The 16,181-nt window shown below is 70.7% G+C and carries 13 protein-coding genes and 1 riboswitch; of the genes, 3 read left to right on the top strand and 10 right to left on the bottom strand.

The annotated features are described in order from the left end of the window. Positions 1-79 precede the first annotated feature (79 nt). Positions 80-1,426: a dicarboxylate/amino acid:cation symporter gene (locus ACE3RQ_RS00115; protein ID WP_374518687.1), complete on the top strand. Its 1,347-nt coding sequence runs from the start codon at positions 80-82 to the stop codon at positions 1,424-1,426. A gap of 77 nt (positions 1,427-1,503) precedes the next feature. Here the strand turns inward: ACE3RQ_RS00115 and ACE3RQ_RS00120 are convergent, their stop codons facing one another. The 10 genes from ACE3RQ_RS00120 to ACE3RQ_RS00165 form a co-directional block, all read right to left on the bottom strand. Beyond that, on the bottom strand, positions 1,504-3,021 hold the full coding sequence (locus ACE3RQ_RS00120; protein ID WP_374518689.1) for a PfkB family carbohydrate kinase: 1,518 nt from the start codon (positions 3,019-3,021) through the stop codon (positions 1,504-1,506). Positions 3,022-3,023: 2 nt separating this feature from the next. Beyond that, on the bottom strand, positions 3,024-3,827 hold the full coding sequence (locus ACE3RQ_RS00125) for a thiazole synthase (protein ID WP_374518691.1): 804 nt from the start codon (positions 3,825-3,827) through the stop codon (positions 3,024-3,026). 2 nt (positions 3,828-3,829) lie between these two features. After that, positions 3,830-4,048, bottom strand: coding sequence for a sulfur carrier protein ThiS (gene thiS, locus ACE3RQ_RS00130; protein WP_374518693.1), 219 nt, complete (start codon positions 4,046-4,048; stop codon positions 3,830-3,832). Continuing rightward, the gene (locus ACE3RQ_RS00135; protein ID WP_374518694.1) at positions 4,041-5,135 is read right to left on the bottom strand and encodes an FAD-dependent oxidoreductase; all 1,095 of its coding nucleotides are present in this window, start codon (positions 5,133-5,135) and stop codon (positions 4,041-4,043) included. Before ACE3RQ_RS00135 ends, thiS begins: the two co-directional genes overlap by 8 nt. A 3-nt stretch (positions 5,136-5,138) precedes the next feature. Then, a complete protein-coding gene (gene thiC / locus ACE3RQ_RS00140; protein ID WP_374518696.1) occupies positions 5,139-6,998 on the bottom strand; it encodes a phosphomethylpyrimidine synthase ThiC in 1,860 nt (619 codons plus the stop codon). Positions 6,999-7,092: 94 nt separating this feature from the next. Next, positions 7,093-7,204: riboswitch (TPP riboswitch) on the bottom strand. Between the two features lie 52 nt (positions 7,205-7,256). After that, a complete protein-coding gene (locus ACE3RQ_RS00145; protein ID WP_374518698.1) occupies positions 7,257-8,846 on the bottom strand; it encodes a DHA2 family efflux MFS transporter permease subunit in 1,590 nt (529 codons plus the stop codon). 2 nt (positions 8,847-8,848) lie between these two features. Then, a complete protein-coding gene (locus ACE3RQ_RS00150; RefSeq protein ID WP_374518700.1) occupies positions 8,849-10,069 on the bottom strand; it encodes an efflux RND transporter periplasmic adaptor subunit in 1,221 nt (406 codons plus the stop codon). A 35-nt stretch (positions 10,070-10,104) separates the two neighbouring features. Further along, positions 10,105-11,538: an efflux transporter outer membrane subunit gene (locus ACE3RQ_RS00155; RefSeq protein ID WP_374518702.1), complete on the bottom strand. Its 1,434-nt coding sequence runs from the start codon at positions 11,536-11,538 to the stop codon at positions 10,105-10,107. Continuing rightward, positions 11,535-12,050: a MarR family winged helix-turn-helix transcriptional regulator gene (locus ACE3RQ_RS00160; protein WP_374518704.1), complete on the bottom strand. Its 516-nt coding sequence runs from the start codon at positions 12,048-12,050 to the stop codon at positions 11,535-11,537. Before ACE3RQ_RS00160 ends, ACE3RQ_RS00155 begins: the two co-directional genes overlap by 4 nt. A gap of 81 nt (positions 12,051-12,131) precedes the next feature. Beyond that, positions 12,132-12,692 carry a PadR family transcriptional regulator gene (locus tag ACE3RQ_RS00165; RefSeq protein ID WP_374518706.1) on the bottom strand — a complete coding sequence of 187 codons (561 nt, stop codon included), beginning with the start codon at positions 12,690-12,692 and terminating at the stop codon, positions 12,132-12,134. Positions 12,693-12,888: 196 nt separating this feature from the next. Here ACE3RQ_RS00165 and ACE3RQ_RS00170 point away from each other — a divergent pair, with 196 nt between their 5' ends. Beyond that, a complete protein-coding gene (locus ACE3RQ_RS00170) occupies positions 12,889-14,925 on the top strand; it encodes an FAD-dependent oxidoreductase (RefSeq protein ID WP_374518708.1) in 2,037 nt (678 codons plus the stop codon). A gap of 238 nt (positions 14,926-15,163) precedes the next feature. Further along, positions 15,164-16,159, top strand: coding sequence for a Rieske 2Fe-2S domain-containing protein (locus ACE3RQ_RS00175; protein ID WP_374518710.1), 996 nt, complete (start codon positions 15,164-15,166; stop codon positions 16,157-16,159). Positions 16,160-16,181: the final 22 nt, after the last annotated feature.

The following is a 16,181-nucleotide window of genomic DNA, read 5'->3' on the forward strand; positions in this document are numbered from 1 at the left end:
GCCTTGCGGCCCGGTCGCCCACCGTGGCGGGCCCGCTGGCCCGCTGTCCCCACACCCCAACCCCCGAGGAGACTTCTTCATGTCTTCGACCGTGGCGCGCAAGCCGCTCTACCGTTCTCTTTACGTTCAGGTGCTCGTCGCCGTGGCCATCGGCGTGCTGCTGGGCCATTTCCGGCCCGAGCTGGGCACCGAGATGAAGCCGCTGGGCGATGCCTTCATCAAGCTCATCAAGATGATCATCGCGCCCATCATCTTCTGCACCGTGGTGGTGGGCATCGCCGGCATGGAAGACATGAAGAAGGTGGGCAAGACAGGTGGCCTGGCCCTGATGTACTTTGAGATCGTCTCCACCGTGGCCCTGGTGATTGGCCTGGTGATCGTGAACCTGGTGAAGCCCGGCGAGGGCATGCACGTGGACCCGGCCAGCTTGGACACCAAGGGTATCGCGGCCTACACCGCACCGGGCAAGATGCAAAGCACCACCGACTTTCTGATGAACGTGATCCCCACCTCGGTGGTGGACGCCTTCGCCAAGGGTGACATCCTGCAGGTGCTGCTGTTCTCGGTGCTGTTCGGCTTTGCGCTGCACAAGTTCGGCGGGCGCGGCACCATGGTGTTCGACTTCATCGAGAAGTCATCGCACGTGCTGTTCGACATCGTGGGCATCATCATGAAGGTGGCCCCCATCGGTGCCTTCGGCGCCATGGCCTTCACCATCGGCAAGTACGGCGTGGACTCGCTGTTCTCGCTGGGCAAGCTGATGGGCACCTTCTACCTCACCTGCCTGCTGTTCGTGTTCGTGGTGCTGGGCACCATCGCCCGACTTCACGGCTTCAGCATCGTGAAGTTCCTGCGCTACATCAAGGAAGAGCTGCTCATCGTGCTGGGCACCTCGTCCAGCGAATCGGTGCTGCCGCGCATGATGGAAAAGCTGGAGAACCTGGGCGCGCGCAAGTCGGTGGTGGGCCTGGTGATTCCCACGGGTTATTCCTTCAACCTGGACGGCACCTCCATCTACCTGACCATGGCCGCGGTGTTCATCGCCCAGGCCACCGACACGCCCATGACCCTGGTGCAGCAGCTCACCCTGCTGGCCGTGCTGCTGCTCACCTCCAAGGGCGCGGCGGGCATCACCGGCAGCGGCTTCATCGTGCTGGCGGCCACGCTGTCGGCCGTGGGCGGCGTGCCCGTGGCGGGCCTGGCGCTGATCCTGGGCATTGACCGCTTCATGTCGGAGGCCCGTGCCCTGACCAACCTGGTGGGCAATGGCGTGGCCACGCTGGTGGTGGCGCGCTGGACGGGTGACCTGGACATGAAGCGCCTGAACCAGGGCCTGAACCACCCCACCGCGCAAGAGGCCCAAGACCCCGAGGCCATCCTGGACCGCAAGGTGGACCACATGGCCGTGAGCAAGAGCGCCGCCTGATTCGCCACCACCCTGTTGGCAAAGCCCCGCCCTGGCGGGGCTTTGTCGTTTCTGGCGCGAGGTTCAGAGCACGAGGTTCAGAGCGTGGGGTGCGGCAGCTCGGGGCAGGGCAGTGGCGTGTCGTCGCGGCCGGCCTGCCAGGCGGCGCGCCAGGCAGGCAGGGTGAGGGCGGGGTCATCGCCCAGGCCGCGCACCACGCAGCCACCGGCCGCGCCGCTGGCGGCCACGGCGTGCAACTGCTCGGGCGCCAGCACACCGCCAATGCCCACCACCGGCGCGCCGGCCATGCGCGCCCACCAGGCCAGGTTGTCCAGGCCTTGCGGGCGCCAGGGCATGTCTTTGGTGGTGGTGGGCCACACCGGGCCGCAGGCGATCAGGTCGGGCGCGAGGGCGCGGGCGCGGCACAGCTCCCACAGGCTGTGCGAACTCAGGCCCAGGCGCACGCCTTGTGCGCGCGCTTGCGCCAGTTGGCGCTGCTCGGCCGCGCCCAGGGCCAGCAGGTCTTCCTGGCCCAGGTGCAGCTCTCGCGCGCCCAGGTCCAGCGCGAGGCGCCAGTGGTCGTTGATGACCAGCCGCGCCCCGTCGGTGCCCGCGAGGGCGGCGCGCACCTCGTCGGCGATGCGCGCCGGGTCGCTGTGCTTGAAGCGCAGTTGCACCGTGTCGGCGCCGGCGCGTGCGCAGGCCTGCACGCGCGCGGCGCTGTCGGCAATGGCGTAGAGCCCCGGTGCTGGTGATGCTGGCGAGGCGGCCCAGGTGCTGGGGGCGGTGTCGCCCAGCGAGAGCTGGGGCATGAGCGACGGATCGTGCCCAAAGCCGGAGCCGGCGCGCACCGGGCCGGCGCCCGCGCCCAGCGCCGTGGCTCGGCGCAGCGCGTGGGTGGTGAGCATCTTGGCCAGCACGGCGGCATCGGCCGCCACCCAGCCCAGTGCCATGGCGGCCGCGAGTGCGCTGGCGAAGGTGCAGCCGGTGCCGTGGTGGTGGCGCGTGGGCACGCGCGGCAGGCTGAGCCAGCCTTGGGCGTGGGGCGTGTGCAGCCAGTCGGCGCTCAAGGCCCCGCCGTCGTCGCCGCCGGTGATCACCACCGCCTGCGCGCCCATGCCCCGCAGCCCTTGGGCCAGCTCGGGCACCGGGGTGTCGGGCGCGGCACACAGCAAGGCCACGGCCTCGCGTCGGTTGGGGGTGAGCACGGTGGTGCGGGGCAGCACCTCGTGGCGGTAGGCCCCCAGCAGCGCGCCGTTGGCCAGCGCCGCGCCGGTGCTGGCGCGCAGCACCGGGTCCACCACCAGGGGCACAGGCCGCTCGCGGCGCAGGCGGTCGATGGCGCGCGCCAGTTCGCGGGCGTTCTCGGCGCTGCCGAGCAAGCCGGTTTTCACGGCGCGGGGGGGCAGGTCGGCGTGCAGGGTGGCGAATTGGGCGCGCAGCAGGTCAGGCGAGATGGCCTGCACCTGGGCCACGGTCACGCTGTTCTGCGCCGTGATGGCGGCAGGCACCGGGCACAGGTGAAGGCCGAAGGCCTCGACGGCGCGCTGGTCGGCGCTCAGGCCGGCGCCGCCGCCGCTGTCGGTGCCGGCGATGCTCCAGATCAAAGGGCTCATGCTCATCCGATCAGCAGGGGCCGCCCGGTCACGGGCGTGCTGGCCACGGCCATGGGCTGCGGCGCCATGGCGCCGGCCTCGAAGCCCAGGCGCCCGGCCTGCACCGCGTGGGCGAAGGCGCGGGCCATGCGCACGGGTTCGCGGGCCTGCGACACGGCCGAGTTCAGCAGCACCGCGTCAAAGCCCAGTTCCATGGCCTGCGCCGCGTGCGAGGGCAGGCCCAGCCCGGCGTCCACCACCAGGGTGATGTCGGGCAGGCGCGCGCGCAGGGTGCGCAGGGCCCAGGGGTTGAGCAGGCCCTGGCCCGAGCCGATGGGCGCGCCCCAGGGCATGAGCACCTGGCAGCCGGCGTCCACCAGGCGCTGGGCGCTCACCAGGTCGTCGGTGCAGTAGGGGAACACGGCGAAGCCGTCTTTCACGAGTTGGGTGGCGGCCTCCAGCGTGCCCCAGGGGCAGGGCTGCAGGGTGTGCTCGTCGCCCACCACCTCCAGCTTGATCCAGTGCGTGCCGTACAGTTCGCGCGCCATGTGGGCCAGGGCCACGGCCTCGGTGGCGCTGCGGCAGCCGGCGGTGTTGGGCAGCAATTGCCCACCGCGTTCGCGCACGGCCTGCAGCACGCTGGCCACGAAGCCGTTGTCGCCCCCGCTGGCGTGGCTGCGGCGCAGCCCCACGGTGACGACTTGCGCGCCCGAGGCCTGCAGCGCCTCGCGCAGCACCTGCGGCGAGGGGTAGCCCGCGCTGCCCAGGAAGAAGCGGCTGTGCAGGGTGACGCCGTGCACGGTGAAGGGCTTGTGGGTCTCGTGCATGGTCAGCCTCCCACGATGGCTTCAAAGGTGACGACGTGGTCGCCGGGTTGCAGCGCGGTGCTGGCGTGCAGCGTGCGCGGCACGAAGCGCGCGTTCACCGCCGTGGCCACGCGCTCGGGCGCGAGGCCTTGCGAGGCCAGCAGGGCCTGCAAGGTGAGGCCGCTGGGGCAGGGCAGCAGGTGGTCGTTGAATTGAAGGGTGTCTGGGGCCATGTCAGGCATGGGCGGTCTCCACGAGAGGGGCCAGGCCGCAGGCGGCCAGGGCGTCGTCCACCAGGGCGGGCGCGATGAGCCAGCCGTGGCGGAACAGGCCGTTGAGGCGCAGCAGGCCGGGCTGGTGTTGCAGCACGGGGGCGTGGTCGGGCGTGGCCGGGCGCAGGTTGCTTTCCTGGTGCACCACGCGGGCCTCGGCCAGCGCGGGCAGCACGCTGTGGGCGGCGGCCATGAGTTCCACCGCGCTGCGCAGGCTCACGGGCGAGCGGTCTTCGCTTTCGATTTCGCTGGCCCCCACCACGATCAGGTCGTTCGGGCGCGGCACCAGGTACACGCGGTGGCGCGGGTGCAGCAGGCGCAGAGGGCGTTGCAGCGACACACCGGGGGCGTGCAGCCACACGATCTCGCCGCGCACACCGCGCAGGCCACCGGGCACCTGCTCGCGTGCGCCCAGGCCCCGGGTGTCGATGGCCAGGTCGCAGCGCAGGGCCTGGCTATCGTCGAGCAGCAGCTCGCCGGGCAGCACGCGCTGCACGCGCCGGCCCCAGTGCCACTGCGCCTCTGGGCACTGGTGCACCAGTGCCTGCAGCATCTCGCGGGGCAGCACCTGACCCTCGTCGCGAAGGTACCAGGCGGTCAGGTTGGGGGCCACGGCGGGCTCTAGTGCGTGCAGCGCAGCGGCGTCCAGCGCCTCGGGCCTGGGTTGGTCGGGCGCGGCCTGCAGTCGGGCCAGCACGCGTTGCGCGGCCCCGGCGTCGCTGCCGTGCGCCAGCAGCAGGCTGCCGCGCTGGCGCATCAGTGGTTGCGGGTAACCCGGCGGCGTGAGTTCGGCGCACAGGGCGCGCCAACGCGGCAGCGAACGCCAGCCCAGGCGGGCCACTTCCACGTCGCCGCAGTCCAGCTCGGCCAGGGGGCTGAGCATGCCGGCGGCGGTGAAGCCGGCGGCGTGGGGCTGGCCGGGCAGCAGCGAGCCGGTGGGCGGGGCGTCGGGGCCGGGCGCGGGGTCAACCACCTGCACCGCGTGGCCCTCGCGGGCCAGGCGCCAGGCCAGCAGCCGCCCCAGCACGCCGGCGCCGGCAATGCCAATGCGGGCCATGGCTCAGCCTTTCTTGGTGAGGCTGTCCACGGGCACGTAGAACTCGCTGCCCGCTGCCTTGAACTCGGCCGACTTTTGCGCCATGCCTTGCTCGGCGTAGTCGCGCACGTCTTGCGTGATCTTCATCGAGCAGAACTTGGGCCCGCACATCGAGCAGAAGTGCGCCTCTTTGCTGCTGTCCTTGGGCAGGGTTTCGTCGTGGTAGGCCTCGGCGGTCTGCGGGTCCAGGCCCAGGGCGAACTGGTCGCGCCAGCGGAACTCGAAGCGCGCCTTGCTCATGGCGTCGTCGTGGGCGCGGGCGCCGGGGTGGCCCTTGGCCACGTCGGCGGCGTGGGCGGCGATCTTGTAGGCGATGAGGCCTTGCTTCACGTCGTCGCGGTCGGGCAGGCCCAGGTGTTCCTTGGGCGTGACGTAGCAGAGCATGGCGGTGCCCAGCCAGCCGATCATGGCCGCGCCGATGGCGCTGGCGATGTGGTCGTAGCCCGGCGCGATGTCGATGGTGAGCGGGCCCAGGGTGTAGAAGGGCGCTTCGTGGCAGTGCTTGAGCTGCTCGTCCATGTTGGCCTGGATCAGGTGCATGGGCACGTGGCCCGGGCCTTCGATGATGGTTTGCACGTCGTGCTTCCAGGCGATCTGCGTGAGCTCGCCCAGCGTCTTCAGTTCGGCGAACTGCGCTTCGTCGTTGGCGTCGGCGGCGCTGCCGGGGCGCAGGCCGTCGCCCAGCGAGAAGGTCACGTCGTAGGCCTTCATGATTTCGCAGATCTCTTCGAAGTGCGTGTAGAGGAAGTTTTCCTTGTGGTGGGTGATGCACCACTTGGCCAGGATGCTGCCGCCACGGCTGACGATGCCGGTGCGCCGCTGGGTGGTGAGCGGAATGAAGGGCAGGCGCAGGCCGGCGTGGATGGTGAAGTAGTCAACCCCTTGCTCGGCCTGCTCGATCAGCGTGTCGCGGAAGATTTCCCAGCTCAGGTCTTCGGCCACGCCGCCCACTTTTTCCAGCGCCTGGTAGATGGGCACGGTGCCAATCGGCACGGGCGAGTTGCGCACGATCCAGTCGCGCGTGGTGTGAATGTTTCGGCCGGTGGAGAGGTCCATCACGGTGTCGGCGCCCCAGCGGATGCTCCACACCAGTTTTTCCACTTCTTCCTCGATGGACGAGGTCACGGCCGAGTTGCCGATGTTGGCGTTCACCTTGACGCGGAACAGCCGCCCGATGGCCATGGGCTCCAGTTCGGTGTGGTTGATGTTGGCCGGGATCACGGCGCGCCCGCGCGCCACCTCGTCGCGCACGAACTCGGGCGTGATGACCTCGGGCAGGCGCACCCCCATGGCGTTGCCGCGCAGGCGGGCTTCGCGCCCGGCATCGCCCAGGTACTCGCGCATCCACTCGCGTTGGCCGTTCTCGCGCAGGGCCACAAATTCCATCTCGGGCGTGACGATGCCGCGGCGCGCGTAGTGCATCTGGCTCACGTTGTGGCCGCTGCGGGCGCGCCGGGGCGTGCGCTGCAGGCCAGCGGCCTCGGCGCGCAGGGCCTCGATGCGGGGGGCGTCGCGCTCGTCGTGGCGGGCGCCGTCGTCCAGGGCCTGGCGCTGGCGGCCTTCGTAGCTTTCGGTGTCGGCGCGCGCGTCCAGCCAGGGGCCGCGCAGGTCGGGCAGGCCACGGCGCACGTCGATGCTGGCCGAGGGGTCGGTGTAGGGGCCGGAAGTGTCGTACACCGTGACGCGCTCGCCGTTGCTCAGCGCGATTTCGCGCATGGGCACGCGCACGCCGGGCTGGCTGCCGCTGGCGTGGACCTTGGTAGAGGCGGGGAAGGGCTCTCGGGTGATCGAGAGCATTTGCTGCAGCTTGTCGGGGGCGTTCATGGCGTTCTCCGGTGGTTGGACACAAGTCGCTCCGGAGAACCGCCCCATGGTGTGCGGCGGCCCACCACCCGCGTGGGGTGGCGGCCGCCAGCACGCCCGTGGCGTGCGCTCTTCTTTCGCCGGTACTAACCGGATCAAGTTCACGGGTTCGGCCAGGTGGCCGTCTCAGCGCCAGGCTTTTCGCCTGTGCACCCCGGAGCAGTCGCGCAGTGTAGCGCGGGCGCGCACCGGGGTGCGGGCAGGGTGTATCGGGCTGTGTCAGTGCGCCGCCGAGGCCGCCGCGTCGGCCGCGGCGCCGGCGGGCTTGGGCCCCACCGGCGCGGGCCGGCGCGTGAGCCACACCAGCGGAATGAGCAGCACGAACAGCGCAGAGGAGAGCCAGAAGATGTCGTTGGCGGCCATGGTGAAGGCCTGTTGCTGCACCAGGCGCTCGATGCTGGCCAGGGCTTGCTCGGCGCTCAGGCCGCTGGCGCGCAAGCCGTCCAGCGTGGCCTGCGCCACCGGCCGCCCGGCCTGCACCGCCTCGCTCAGGTGGGCGTGGTGCAGGGCGGCGCGGCTTTCCCACACGGTGGTGGCCAGGGATGTGCCCAGCGCGCCGAAGGTGATGCGAACGAAGTTGCTCAGGCCAGCCGCGGCGGGAATGCGGTCGGGCGTGAGGCCGGCCAGCGTGAGGGTGGTGAGCGGAATGAAGAAGAAGGCCAGGGCCACGCCCTGGATCACCGTGGGAATGAGGATGGTGTTGAAGTCCACCTGGGTGGAGAAGTGCGAGCGCATCCACATCACCAGCCCGAACACCAGGAAGGCGAAGGTCGCGTAGCGGCGCGGGTCCACCTGGGCCACGGTGCGGCCCACGATGGGCGAGAACACGATGGCCAGCAGGCCCACCGGCGCGGTGACCATGCCGGCGTCGGTGGCGGTGTAGCCCATGAACTGCTGCAGCCACAGCGGCACCAGCACCACGTTGCCGAAGAACAGGCCGTAGGCCACGGCGGTGGCGCTGGTGCCGGCCCAGAAGTTGCGCCGCGCGAACAGGCGCAGGTCCACCACCGGGTGCTCGTCGGTGAGTTCCCAGGCCAGGAAGAAGGCGAAGCCCACCACGGCGCTCACGGCCAGGCCCAGGATCAGGGGCGACTCAAACCAGTCGTGTTCCTTGCCCAGGTCCAGCACCATCTGCAGCGCGCCGATCCACAGCACCAGCAGGGCCAGGCCGATCTTGTCGATGGGCAGTTTGCGAATGGCGCTGTCGCGCTGGCGGAAGATGCCCCAGCAGGCCACGGCGGCGACCAGGCCGATGGGCACGTTGATGTAGAAGATCCAGGGCCAGGAAATGTTGTCGGTGATCCAGCCGCCCAGCAGCGGGCCCATCACCGGCGCCACCAGCGTGGTCATGGCCCACATGGCCATGGCCAGCCCGGCCAGCGCGGGCGGGTAGGCCTGCAGCAGCAGGGCTTGCGAGAGCGGAATCATGGGCCCGGCCACGAAGCCCTGCAGCGTGCGAAACGCGATCAGCATGGGCATGTTGGGCGCCAGCCCGCACAGCCACGAGGCCAGCACGAACAGCAGCACGCTGGTCACGAACAGGCGCACCTGGCCGAAGCGCTGCGTGAGCCAGCCGGTGAGCGGCACCGCAATGGCGTTGGCCACGGCAAAGCTGGTGATGACCCAGGTGCCCTGGTTGGGGCTCACGCCCAGGTCGCCCGCGATGGCGGGCAGCGACACGTTGGCAATCGACGTGTCGAGCACGTTCATGAAGGTGGCCGCCGAGAGGGCCACCGTGCCCCACACCCGGGCCGAGCCCTCAAGCGGAGGGTGGGCTGAGACTGGCGCGCGCGCCGCGGGGCTGGCCATGCTCAGCGCCCCGCGGGCTGGGCCAGGTTGGCGCGCACGATGCGTTGCACCACCTCTTGCGCGCCGGCGTCATCGAGCGTGGCCACCTGGGCTTGCACGGTGCTGGGGGCATCGGCCAGGGTCTTGCCGCCCTGGTCGCGCACGTCCACCTCCACCGCCATCGACAGGCCCACGCGCAGCGGGTGCTCGGCCAGTTGCGCCGGGTCCAGCGCGATGCGCACCGGCACGCGCTGCACCACCTTGATCCAGTTGCCGGTGGCGTTCTGCGCCGGCAGCAGCGCGAAGGCCGCGCCGGTGCCCGCGCCCAGGCCCGCGACGCGCCCGCTGTAGGTGACGGTCTTGCCGTACACGTCGGCCGTGAGCTTGGCCGGCTGGCCCAGGCGCAGTTGACGCAACTGCACCTCTTTGAAGTTGGCGTCCACCCACACCTGCTGCAGCGGCACGATGGTCATGAGCGCGCTGCCGGCGGCCACGCGCTGGCCCAGTTGCACGTTGCGCTTGGCCACGTAGCCGTCCACTGGCGCGGCCAGCGCCACGCGCTGGGTGGCCAGCCAGGCCTCGCGCACGCGGGCGGCGGCGGCCTGCACGCTGGGGTGCTGTTCCACCGAGGTGCCCTCGGTCATGGCCTGGTTGCTTTGCCACTGCTCGCGCGCGGCCACCACGGCGGCCTCGGCACCGGCCAGGGCGCTGCGGGCGTTGGCGAGCTGGGCCTGGGCGTGCTGCAGCTCTTCGCGCGAGACGGCGCCGCTGCCGCTGAGCGATTCGCGGCGCTTGAGGTCTTCGGTGGCGCGCGCCACCTCGGCCTGGGCCTTGGCCACGTCGGCCTGGCGCAGCGTCACCTGAGCGGCGAGCGCGCCGTTGTTGGCGTAGAGCGTGCGCACCTGGCGCACCGTTTGCGCCAACTGGGCCTCGGCCTGTTGCAGGGCCACGCGGGCATCGGCCGGGTCAAGCCGCACCAGGGGCTGGCCAGCCTTCACGTAGTCGGTCTCTTCGGCCTGCACGGCCACCACGGTGCCGCCGATCTGCGGCGTGATCTGCACCAGGTGGCCTTGCACGTAGGCGTTGTCGGTGGTTTCGATCTTGCTGGCCACCAGCCATTCGTAGGCACCCGTGGCGGCACCGCCCAGCAGCACCACAGCGGCGATGGTGAGCAATGCTTTCTTGCGCTTGGCCTGGCGGGGATCGGTGGACGCGGCTTGGGGGGTGTTGTCTGAGGGGTTCATGTCGGGAAGCGATAGGGGGCGCGAACGCGGCGCGGTCAGGGGCGGGCGCTGGCCACGGGCGTGGCGTCGGTGGTGGGCACCCAGCCACCACCCAGGGCGTGGGCCAGGCTGGCTTGCGCGTCCAGCGCGCGGGCTTGCAGGTCCACCGCCAGGCGGCGCTGGGCCAGCACCTGGGTCTCTGCGGAGAGCACCTGCAGGTAGTTGCCCAGGCCCTTCTCGTAGCGCAGTTGGGCCATTTGCAGGGCGGCTTCGGCCGCCTGCTGCGCCTGCGTTTGCTGGGCCTGCTGGCGCGCCACCGACTGCCCGCTGGCGAGCTGTTCGCTCACCTGGCGCACGGCGTCGATGAGGGTGGCGTTGTAGCTGGCGGTGGCGGCGTCCACGTCGGCGTGTTTGCCGCGCAGTTGCGCGCGCAGGCGGCCCGAATCGAACAGGGGCAGGCGAATGGCCGGGCCCACGCCCCACTGCAGCGAACCGGCGTCGAGCAATTGGTTCAGGCCGATGCTGGACAGGCCCACGAAGCCCACCAGGTTCACGTTGGGATAGAACTGCGCGCGGGCCTGCGCGGCGTCTTGCGTGGCGGCCTCCACTCGCCAGCGCGCGGCGGCCACGTCGGCGCGGCGGCCCAGCAGGTCGGCCGGCAGCACGGTGGGCGTGGGCAGGGCGCGCAGGGCCTGCAGGTCGGGGGCGCGCGGTGCCACGGCTTGCCCGGGTTGGCCCGCCAGGGCGGCCAGGGCCAGACGGGCGAGCTGGGCCTGCTCGGCCCAGGCCTCGATTTGCTGCCGCGCCTCGGGCACCGCGCCTTCGGCCTGGCGGCGCTCCAGTTCGCTGTCGAGCCCGGCGGCCACGCGCTCTTGCACCAGCCGCAGCAGGTGCTCGCGCTGCGCCAGCGTGCGCTGGGCCACGGCCTGCTGGGCCTCGGCCCGCGCCAGTTGCAGGTAGGTGCGCACCACCTGGGTAGAGAGCAGCACGCGGGCGGCGTCGGCGTCGGCCTGGGCGGCGCGGGCTTGGCCCAGCGCGGCTTGCAAGGCGGCCTCGTGCTTGCCGAAGAAGTCGATCTCCCACGCGCCATTGAGCTGCAGCGTGGCGGTGTCGCGAATGTCACCGGCCAGGGGCGCGGGGACCATGCCGTTTTCGGTGTAACGCTGGTGCGTGGCGTCGAGCGCGGCGTTCACCTGCGGCCCGGCGCTGGCGTCGGTGAGGTCGGCCTGCGCGCGTGCCTTGGCCACGCGAGCCTGGGCCAGGCGCAGGCTGGGGTTGCCGGCCAGGGCCTGGTCCACCAGCGCGTCCAACTGGGCATCGCCCAGTGCCTGCCACCAGCGGGTGGCCAGCGGGGCGGTGTCGGTGGCGCCGGCCGGCAGCAGCGCGGTGGCTTGAAGCGGCTGTTCGCTGGGGGGCGCGATGCCCTGGGGGCTGGCGCAGCCGGCCAGCACGGCCAGCGCCAGGGCGCCGAGCAGAAAAGGTCGGGTCATGGTTGGGCAGGGGCGGCGACGCCCTCGTTCTTGAAGGCTTGCGCGTTGTGCAGCACCCGGCGCAGCAGGGCCAGCAAGGCATCGCGTTCGTGCGGCTGGAAGCCCCGCAGGTAGGCGTTCTGCACGCGGCACAGGGCCTCGGGGATGCGCTGGGCCGTGGCGCGGCCTTCGGGCGTGAGTTCCACGTGCACGATGCGCCGGTCTTGGGCTGATCGCACGCGCTGCACCAGGCCTTTTTCCGCCAGGCGGTCGAGCATGCGGGTCATGGCGCCGCAGTCCATGCGGCACTCGCGGGCCAGCGCGGTGGCGGTGTTGGCCTGGCCCTGGTCCAGCTTGAAGAGCGGCAGCCACTGGGCATTGGTCAGGGCGAAGGGCTCCAGCTCGCGGTCGATCTGGTCGGCCATTTCCACCAGGATGCTGCGCATCAGGTGGGCGGTGCTTTCTTCGGGCTGGTAGCTGCCAGGGCGGTAGAACGCGTGCGCCACGGGCGGCGCCGGGGGTGGGGAATGCATGGCGGCATATTATTTGCCTGAGCAAATATTGGCAAGGCAAAGGTTGGCGAAACCTTGTCAGGCCCAGGGTTGGGGCCGCGCTCAGGCGCCGTCGGTGGAGGGCGAGGGGTCGGCCGGCAGGGCCAGGATGTCCAGCGCTTCGCGGTAGAGCTGCAGGCGCTGCTCCACCGACTGGATGCCGGTTTTCAGGATGAGGTGTTGCAGGCGCTGCTCGCGCCCGGGGCCGGGGGTGGCGAAGTCGCGCGCCTCGATTTCGCGGAACAGGCGCAGCGTGTCGTCGTCTTGCGCCATGCGCTGGCGGATCTGCGCGTCCAGCCCGCTGTGGCCGATGGCGGCCTCGGCGCGCAGCCGCACCATGAAGGTGTCGCGCAAGACCGTGGCGGGCAGTTCCGACGCCACCCATTGCCGCAGCTCTTCGCGCCCGGCCGGCAGCACGCGGTACATGCGCTGCATGCCCGGGCCGCTTTCCACCGGCTCGGAGGCCACCCAACCGGCCTCTTCCAGGCGGGCCAGCTCGCGGTAGATCTGCTGGTGCGTGGCCTGCCACAGGTAGCCGATGGCGCGGTCGAAGCGGCGCGCCAGCACCGCGCCGGTGGACGGCCGTTCGACAAGGGCGGTGAGGATGGCGTGGGGCAGGGACATGGGCGCGGAAAAGGTGGCCCAGTCTACAGGCTGGCCGCGCCCGGTCAGGCCGGCTGGACCTAGGGGTTGCAACCAGTTGCACATAGGGCCAGCAGGCGCTAGAGTGGACTGCAACTCGTTGCAATTCTTGCGTCAACTGGCTATCGATCCCGCCAAGGGCCGCCCGCGCGGCCCCACTTTTTGCAAAGGCCCCACCATGATTGGTCACACCCGCTACCCCCACCTGTTCGCCCCGCTGGACCTGGGCTTCACCCGCCTGAAGAACCGCGCCCTGATGGGCTCGATGCACACCGGCCTGGAAGAGGCCGAGGGTGGCTTCGAGCGCATGGCCGCTTTCTTCGCCGAGCGCGCACGGGGTGGGGTGGGCATGATCATCACCGGCGGTTTTTCGCCCAACGAAGAGGGCGGCCTGGGCGCCAAGCTCTCCACGCCCGAGGAGGCCGCGCGCCACCGCGTGGTGACCGAGGCGGTGCACGCAGTGGACCCACAGGTGAAGATCTGCCTGCAGATCCTGCACGCCGGTGCCCTGGCCGACACGGCGGCCTGCGTGGCGCCCTCGCCGGTGAAGTCGCGCATTGGCCGTTTCACGCCCAACGAACTCACCGAAGAGGGCATCGAGAAGCAGATCGCCGACTTCGCCAACTGCGCGGCCATGGCCCAGCAGGCCGGTTACGACGGGGTGGAAATCATCGGCTCGGCCGGCTACCTGATCAGCACCTTTCTGGTGGAGCGCACCAACCGCCGAACCGACCGCTGGGGCGGCCCCTGGGAGAACCGCCTGCTCTTTGCGCAAGAGGTGGTCAAGCGCGTGCGCGCCACGGTGGGCCCGAACTTCATCGTGGTGTTCCGCATTCCGGCCATGGACATGCTCGAGGGCGGACTGGCCTGGGACGAGGTGGTGTCGCTGGGCAAGGCCGTGGAGGCGGCCGGCGCCAGCATCATCAGCACCCACTTCTGCTGGCACGAGTCGCCCGTGCCCACCATTGCCACCATGGTGCCGCGCGCGGCCTTCGCGTCGGTCACTGGCCGGCTGCGCCGCGAGGTGGGCGTGCCGGTGATCACCAGCAACCGCATCAACATGCCGCAGGTGGCCGAAGACGTGCTCTCGCGCGGCGATGCCGACATCGTTTCCATGGCCCGCCCCATGCTGGCCGACCCCGAGCTGGTGCTCAAGGCCGCGCAAGGCCGCGAGGACGAGATCAACACCTGCATCGCCTGCAACCAGGCCTGCCTGGACCACGCCTTCGACGGCCGCCAGCAGGTCACCTGCCTGGTGAACCCGCGTGCCTGTAATGAGACCGAGTTGCAGTACCTGCCCACCGCCGCGCCCAAGCGCATCGCCGTGGTGGGCGCCGGCCCGGCTGGCCTGGCCTACGCCACGGTGGCGGCGCAGCGCGGGCACCGCGTCACCCTGTTTGACGCGGCCAGCGAGATCGGCGGCCAGTTCAACCTGGCCAAGCGCGTGCCGGGCAAGGAAGAGTTCCACGAAACCTTGCGCTACTACCGCAAGATGATCGAGGTGCACGGCATCGACCTGCGCCTGAACACCCGGGTGGACGCCGGCGCGCTGCAGGCCGGCGGCTTCGACGAGGTGATCGTGGCCACCGGCATCACCCCGCGCCAGCCGCAGGTCGAGGGCATCGGCCACGCCAAGGTGGTGCCCTACATCGACGCCATCCTGGGCCGCAAGCCCATTGGCCGGCGCGTGGCCATCATGGGCGCGGGCGGCATCGGCTTTGACGTGGCCGAGCTTGTCACCCACAGCGGCCCCTCGGCGGCGCAAGACATCGACACCTTCGCCCGCGAGTGGGGCATCGATTTCCAGAACCACCCGCGCGGTGGCGTCACTGGCGTGCCGCGCCAGGTGGCCGCGGCCGACCGCACCGTGTACCTGCTGCAGCGCAAGACCGACCCGGTGGGCCGCCACCTGGGTCGCACCACGGGCTGGACGCACCGCGCCACGCTGAGCGCGCGCCAGGTGCAGATGGTCAATGGCGTGGAGTACCTGCGCATCGACGACGCTGGCCTGCACACCCGCGTGCACGGCGAGCCGCGCTTGTTCGAGGTGGACACCGTCATCGTCTGCGCCGGCCAGACGCCACAGCGCGCCCTGCACGACGAGCTGCAGGCGCGTGGTGTCAAGTCCACCCTGGTGGGCGGCGCCTTCGAGGCCGCCGAGCTGGACGCCAAGCGCGCCATCAACCAGGCCAGCCGCCTGGCGGCCGAGGTCTGAGCGGCAGGCGGCGCGCACCACTTACCGTTGGTCGATCGCGCCCGGCCTGGCCGGGCGTTTTCGCGTTGTGGCCCCTGGCAATTCCCGCAAATCTCTGAAAAACACAATTGTGTTTACTTTGACGTAAAGGTAAAGTTTCATGAATTCCAAAGTATTCATAAAAGCGCAGTGATAGGCCTCGGCAATGGGCTGCCCAGGCGAGGTTTCACTGCCTTGTTGCACCAGGGAGAACCATCGCATGCAGACCATTGCCCCCCATCAGGCCCCGCATTGGGACCGCCACGGCCTGGATTACCTGGCCTTGCTCGATCAGTGGCACGTGGTGGCGCGCGGCCGAGACATCGGCCACGGCGTGACCGTGCAAGTCCGCTTGCTTGGCCAGGACCTGATGGTCTGGCGCAGCGCCCGGGGCGAGCTGCAGGCCTGGGCCGGGCGCAAGAGCCATCACAACGGCGCGCTGCTGGCGGTGCCCGTTGAGCTGCCGCCGGGCCTGCCGCAACGCCACCAGCGCGACGGCCAGGCCTATGCCGTGCGCGAGGCCTATGGCCTGGTCTGGATCTGCATGGGCAGCCCGCCCGCCGAGTTGCCTCACCCCCCCAGCTGGGACGCGCCCGACTATCAGCACGTGCTCACCAGCCCTGTGTCTTACCGCGCCAATGCCTTGCGGTGCATGGACCACTTCCTGCACGAGTCGCCGGTCGCCGCCTCAGCCCATGGGCGCGGGCCTTTCGATGTGCTGGCCACCACTTCCACGGCCTACGAGGTGCAGGCCAGCGAATTTGGTTTGTTCACCACGCCCCTCGCCGTTTCGCTGCGCGAGCAGGAGGCCCAGGAAATGGGGCAAGACTCGGCCCTGGCGCGTTACCACTGCCTGAGCCCCACGGTGGCTTGCATCGAAAAAGGCGTGGGGCAGGCGCAACCGTGGTTCGTCTGGTGCGCCTGGACGCCCGTGGCCCTGGACCGTGCGTCGCTCTGGCTGATGCTGTGCCTCCCATCGCACGTTGAGGCGCCAGACCGCCTGGCACGGGAGCAGCACGAGCTGGTGCTGCCCGAAGACGAGCGCTGGCTGGTGGAGTCGCTGCGCCCTTTCAACCTGCCACTTGGCGCGGCCGACGAGGCCGAGGCCATTGGCAGCCCGCTCAGCCTGGCCTATCGCCGCTGGTTGCATGACCTGGGGCTGCGCCGCCTGGCGCGCGAGCGGCCCTTTGCCGGGCTTGACGTGCTGCTGGCCTAAGGCTGTCAGGGCCTGGCCAGCG

It is taken from the genome of Hydrogenophaga sp. (assembly GCF_041913525.1).
Classification (GTDB): domain Bacteria; phylum Pseudomonadota; class Gammaproteobacteria; order Burkholderiales; family Burkholderiaceae_C; genus Hydrogenophaga.

Excerpts from the sequence above, each read along its gene's own strand:
- ACE3RQ_RS00170 (WP_374518708.1), top strand. The coding sequence starts at position 12,889 with ATGATTGGTCACACCCGCTACCCCCACCTGTTCGCCCCGCTGGACCTG.
- ACE3RQ_RS00165 (WP_374518706.1), bottom strand. The coding sequence starts at position 12,692 with ATGTCCCTGCCCCACGCCATCCTCACCGCCCTTGTCGAACGGCCGTCC.
- ACE3RQ_RS00145 (WP_374518698.1), bottom strand. The coding sequence starts at position 8,846 with ATGGCCAGCCCCGCGGCGCGCGCGCCAGTCTCAGCCCACCCTCCGCTT.
- ACE3RQ_RS00175 (WP_374518710.1), top strand. The coding sequence starts at position 15,164 with ATGCAGACCATTGCCCCCCATCAGGCCCCGCATTGGGACCGCCACGGC.
- ACE3RQ_RS00150 (WP_374518700.1), bottom strand. The coding sequence starts at position 10,069 with ATGAACCCCTCAGACAACACCCCCCAAGCCGCGTCCACCGATCCCCGC.
- ACE3RQ_RS00120 (WP_374518689.1), bottom strand. The coding sequence starts at position 3,021 with ATGAGCCCTTTGATCTGGAGCATCGCCGGCACCGACAGCGGCGGCGGC.
- thiS (WP_374518693.1), bottom strand. The coding sequence starts at position 4,048 with ATGCCTGACATGGCCCCAGACACCCTTCAATTCAACGACCACCTGCTG.
- thiC (WP_374518696.1), bottom strand. The coding sequence starts at position 6,998 with ATGAACGCCCCCGACAAGCTGCAGCAAATGCTCTCGATCACCCGAGAG.
- ACE3RQ_RS00115 (WP_374518687.1), top strand. The coding sequence starts at position 80 with ATGTCTTCGACCGTGGCGCGCAAGCCGCTCTACCGTTCTCTTTACGTT.
- ACE3RQ_RS00155 (WP_374518702.1), bottom strand. The coding sequence starts at position 11,538 with ATGACCCGACCTTTTCTGCTCGGCGCCCTGGCGCTGGCCGTGCTGGCC.
- ACE3RQ_RS00160 (WP_374518704.1), bottom strand. The coding sequence starts at position 12,050 with ATGCATTCCCCACCCCCGGCGCCGCCCGTGGCGCACGCGTTCTACCGC.
- ACE3RQ_RS00135 (WP_374518694.1), bottom strand. The coding sequence starts at position 5,135 with ATGGCCCGCATTGGCATTGCCGGCGCCGGCGTGCTGGGGCGGCTGCTG.
- ACE3RQ_RS00125 (WP_374518691.1), bottom strand. The coding sequence starts at position 3,827 with ATGCACGAGACCCACAAGCCCTTCACCGTGCACGGCGTCACCCTGCAC.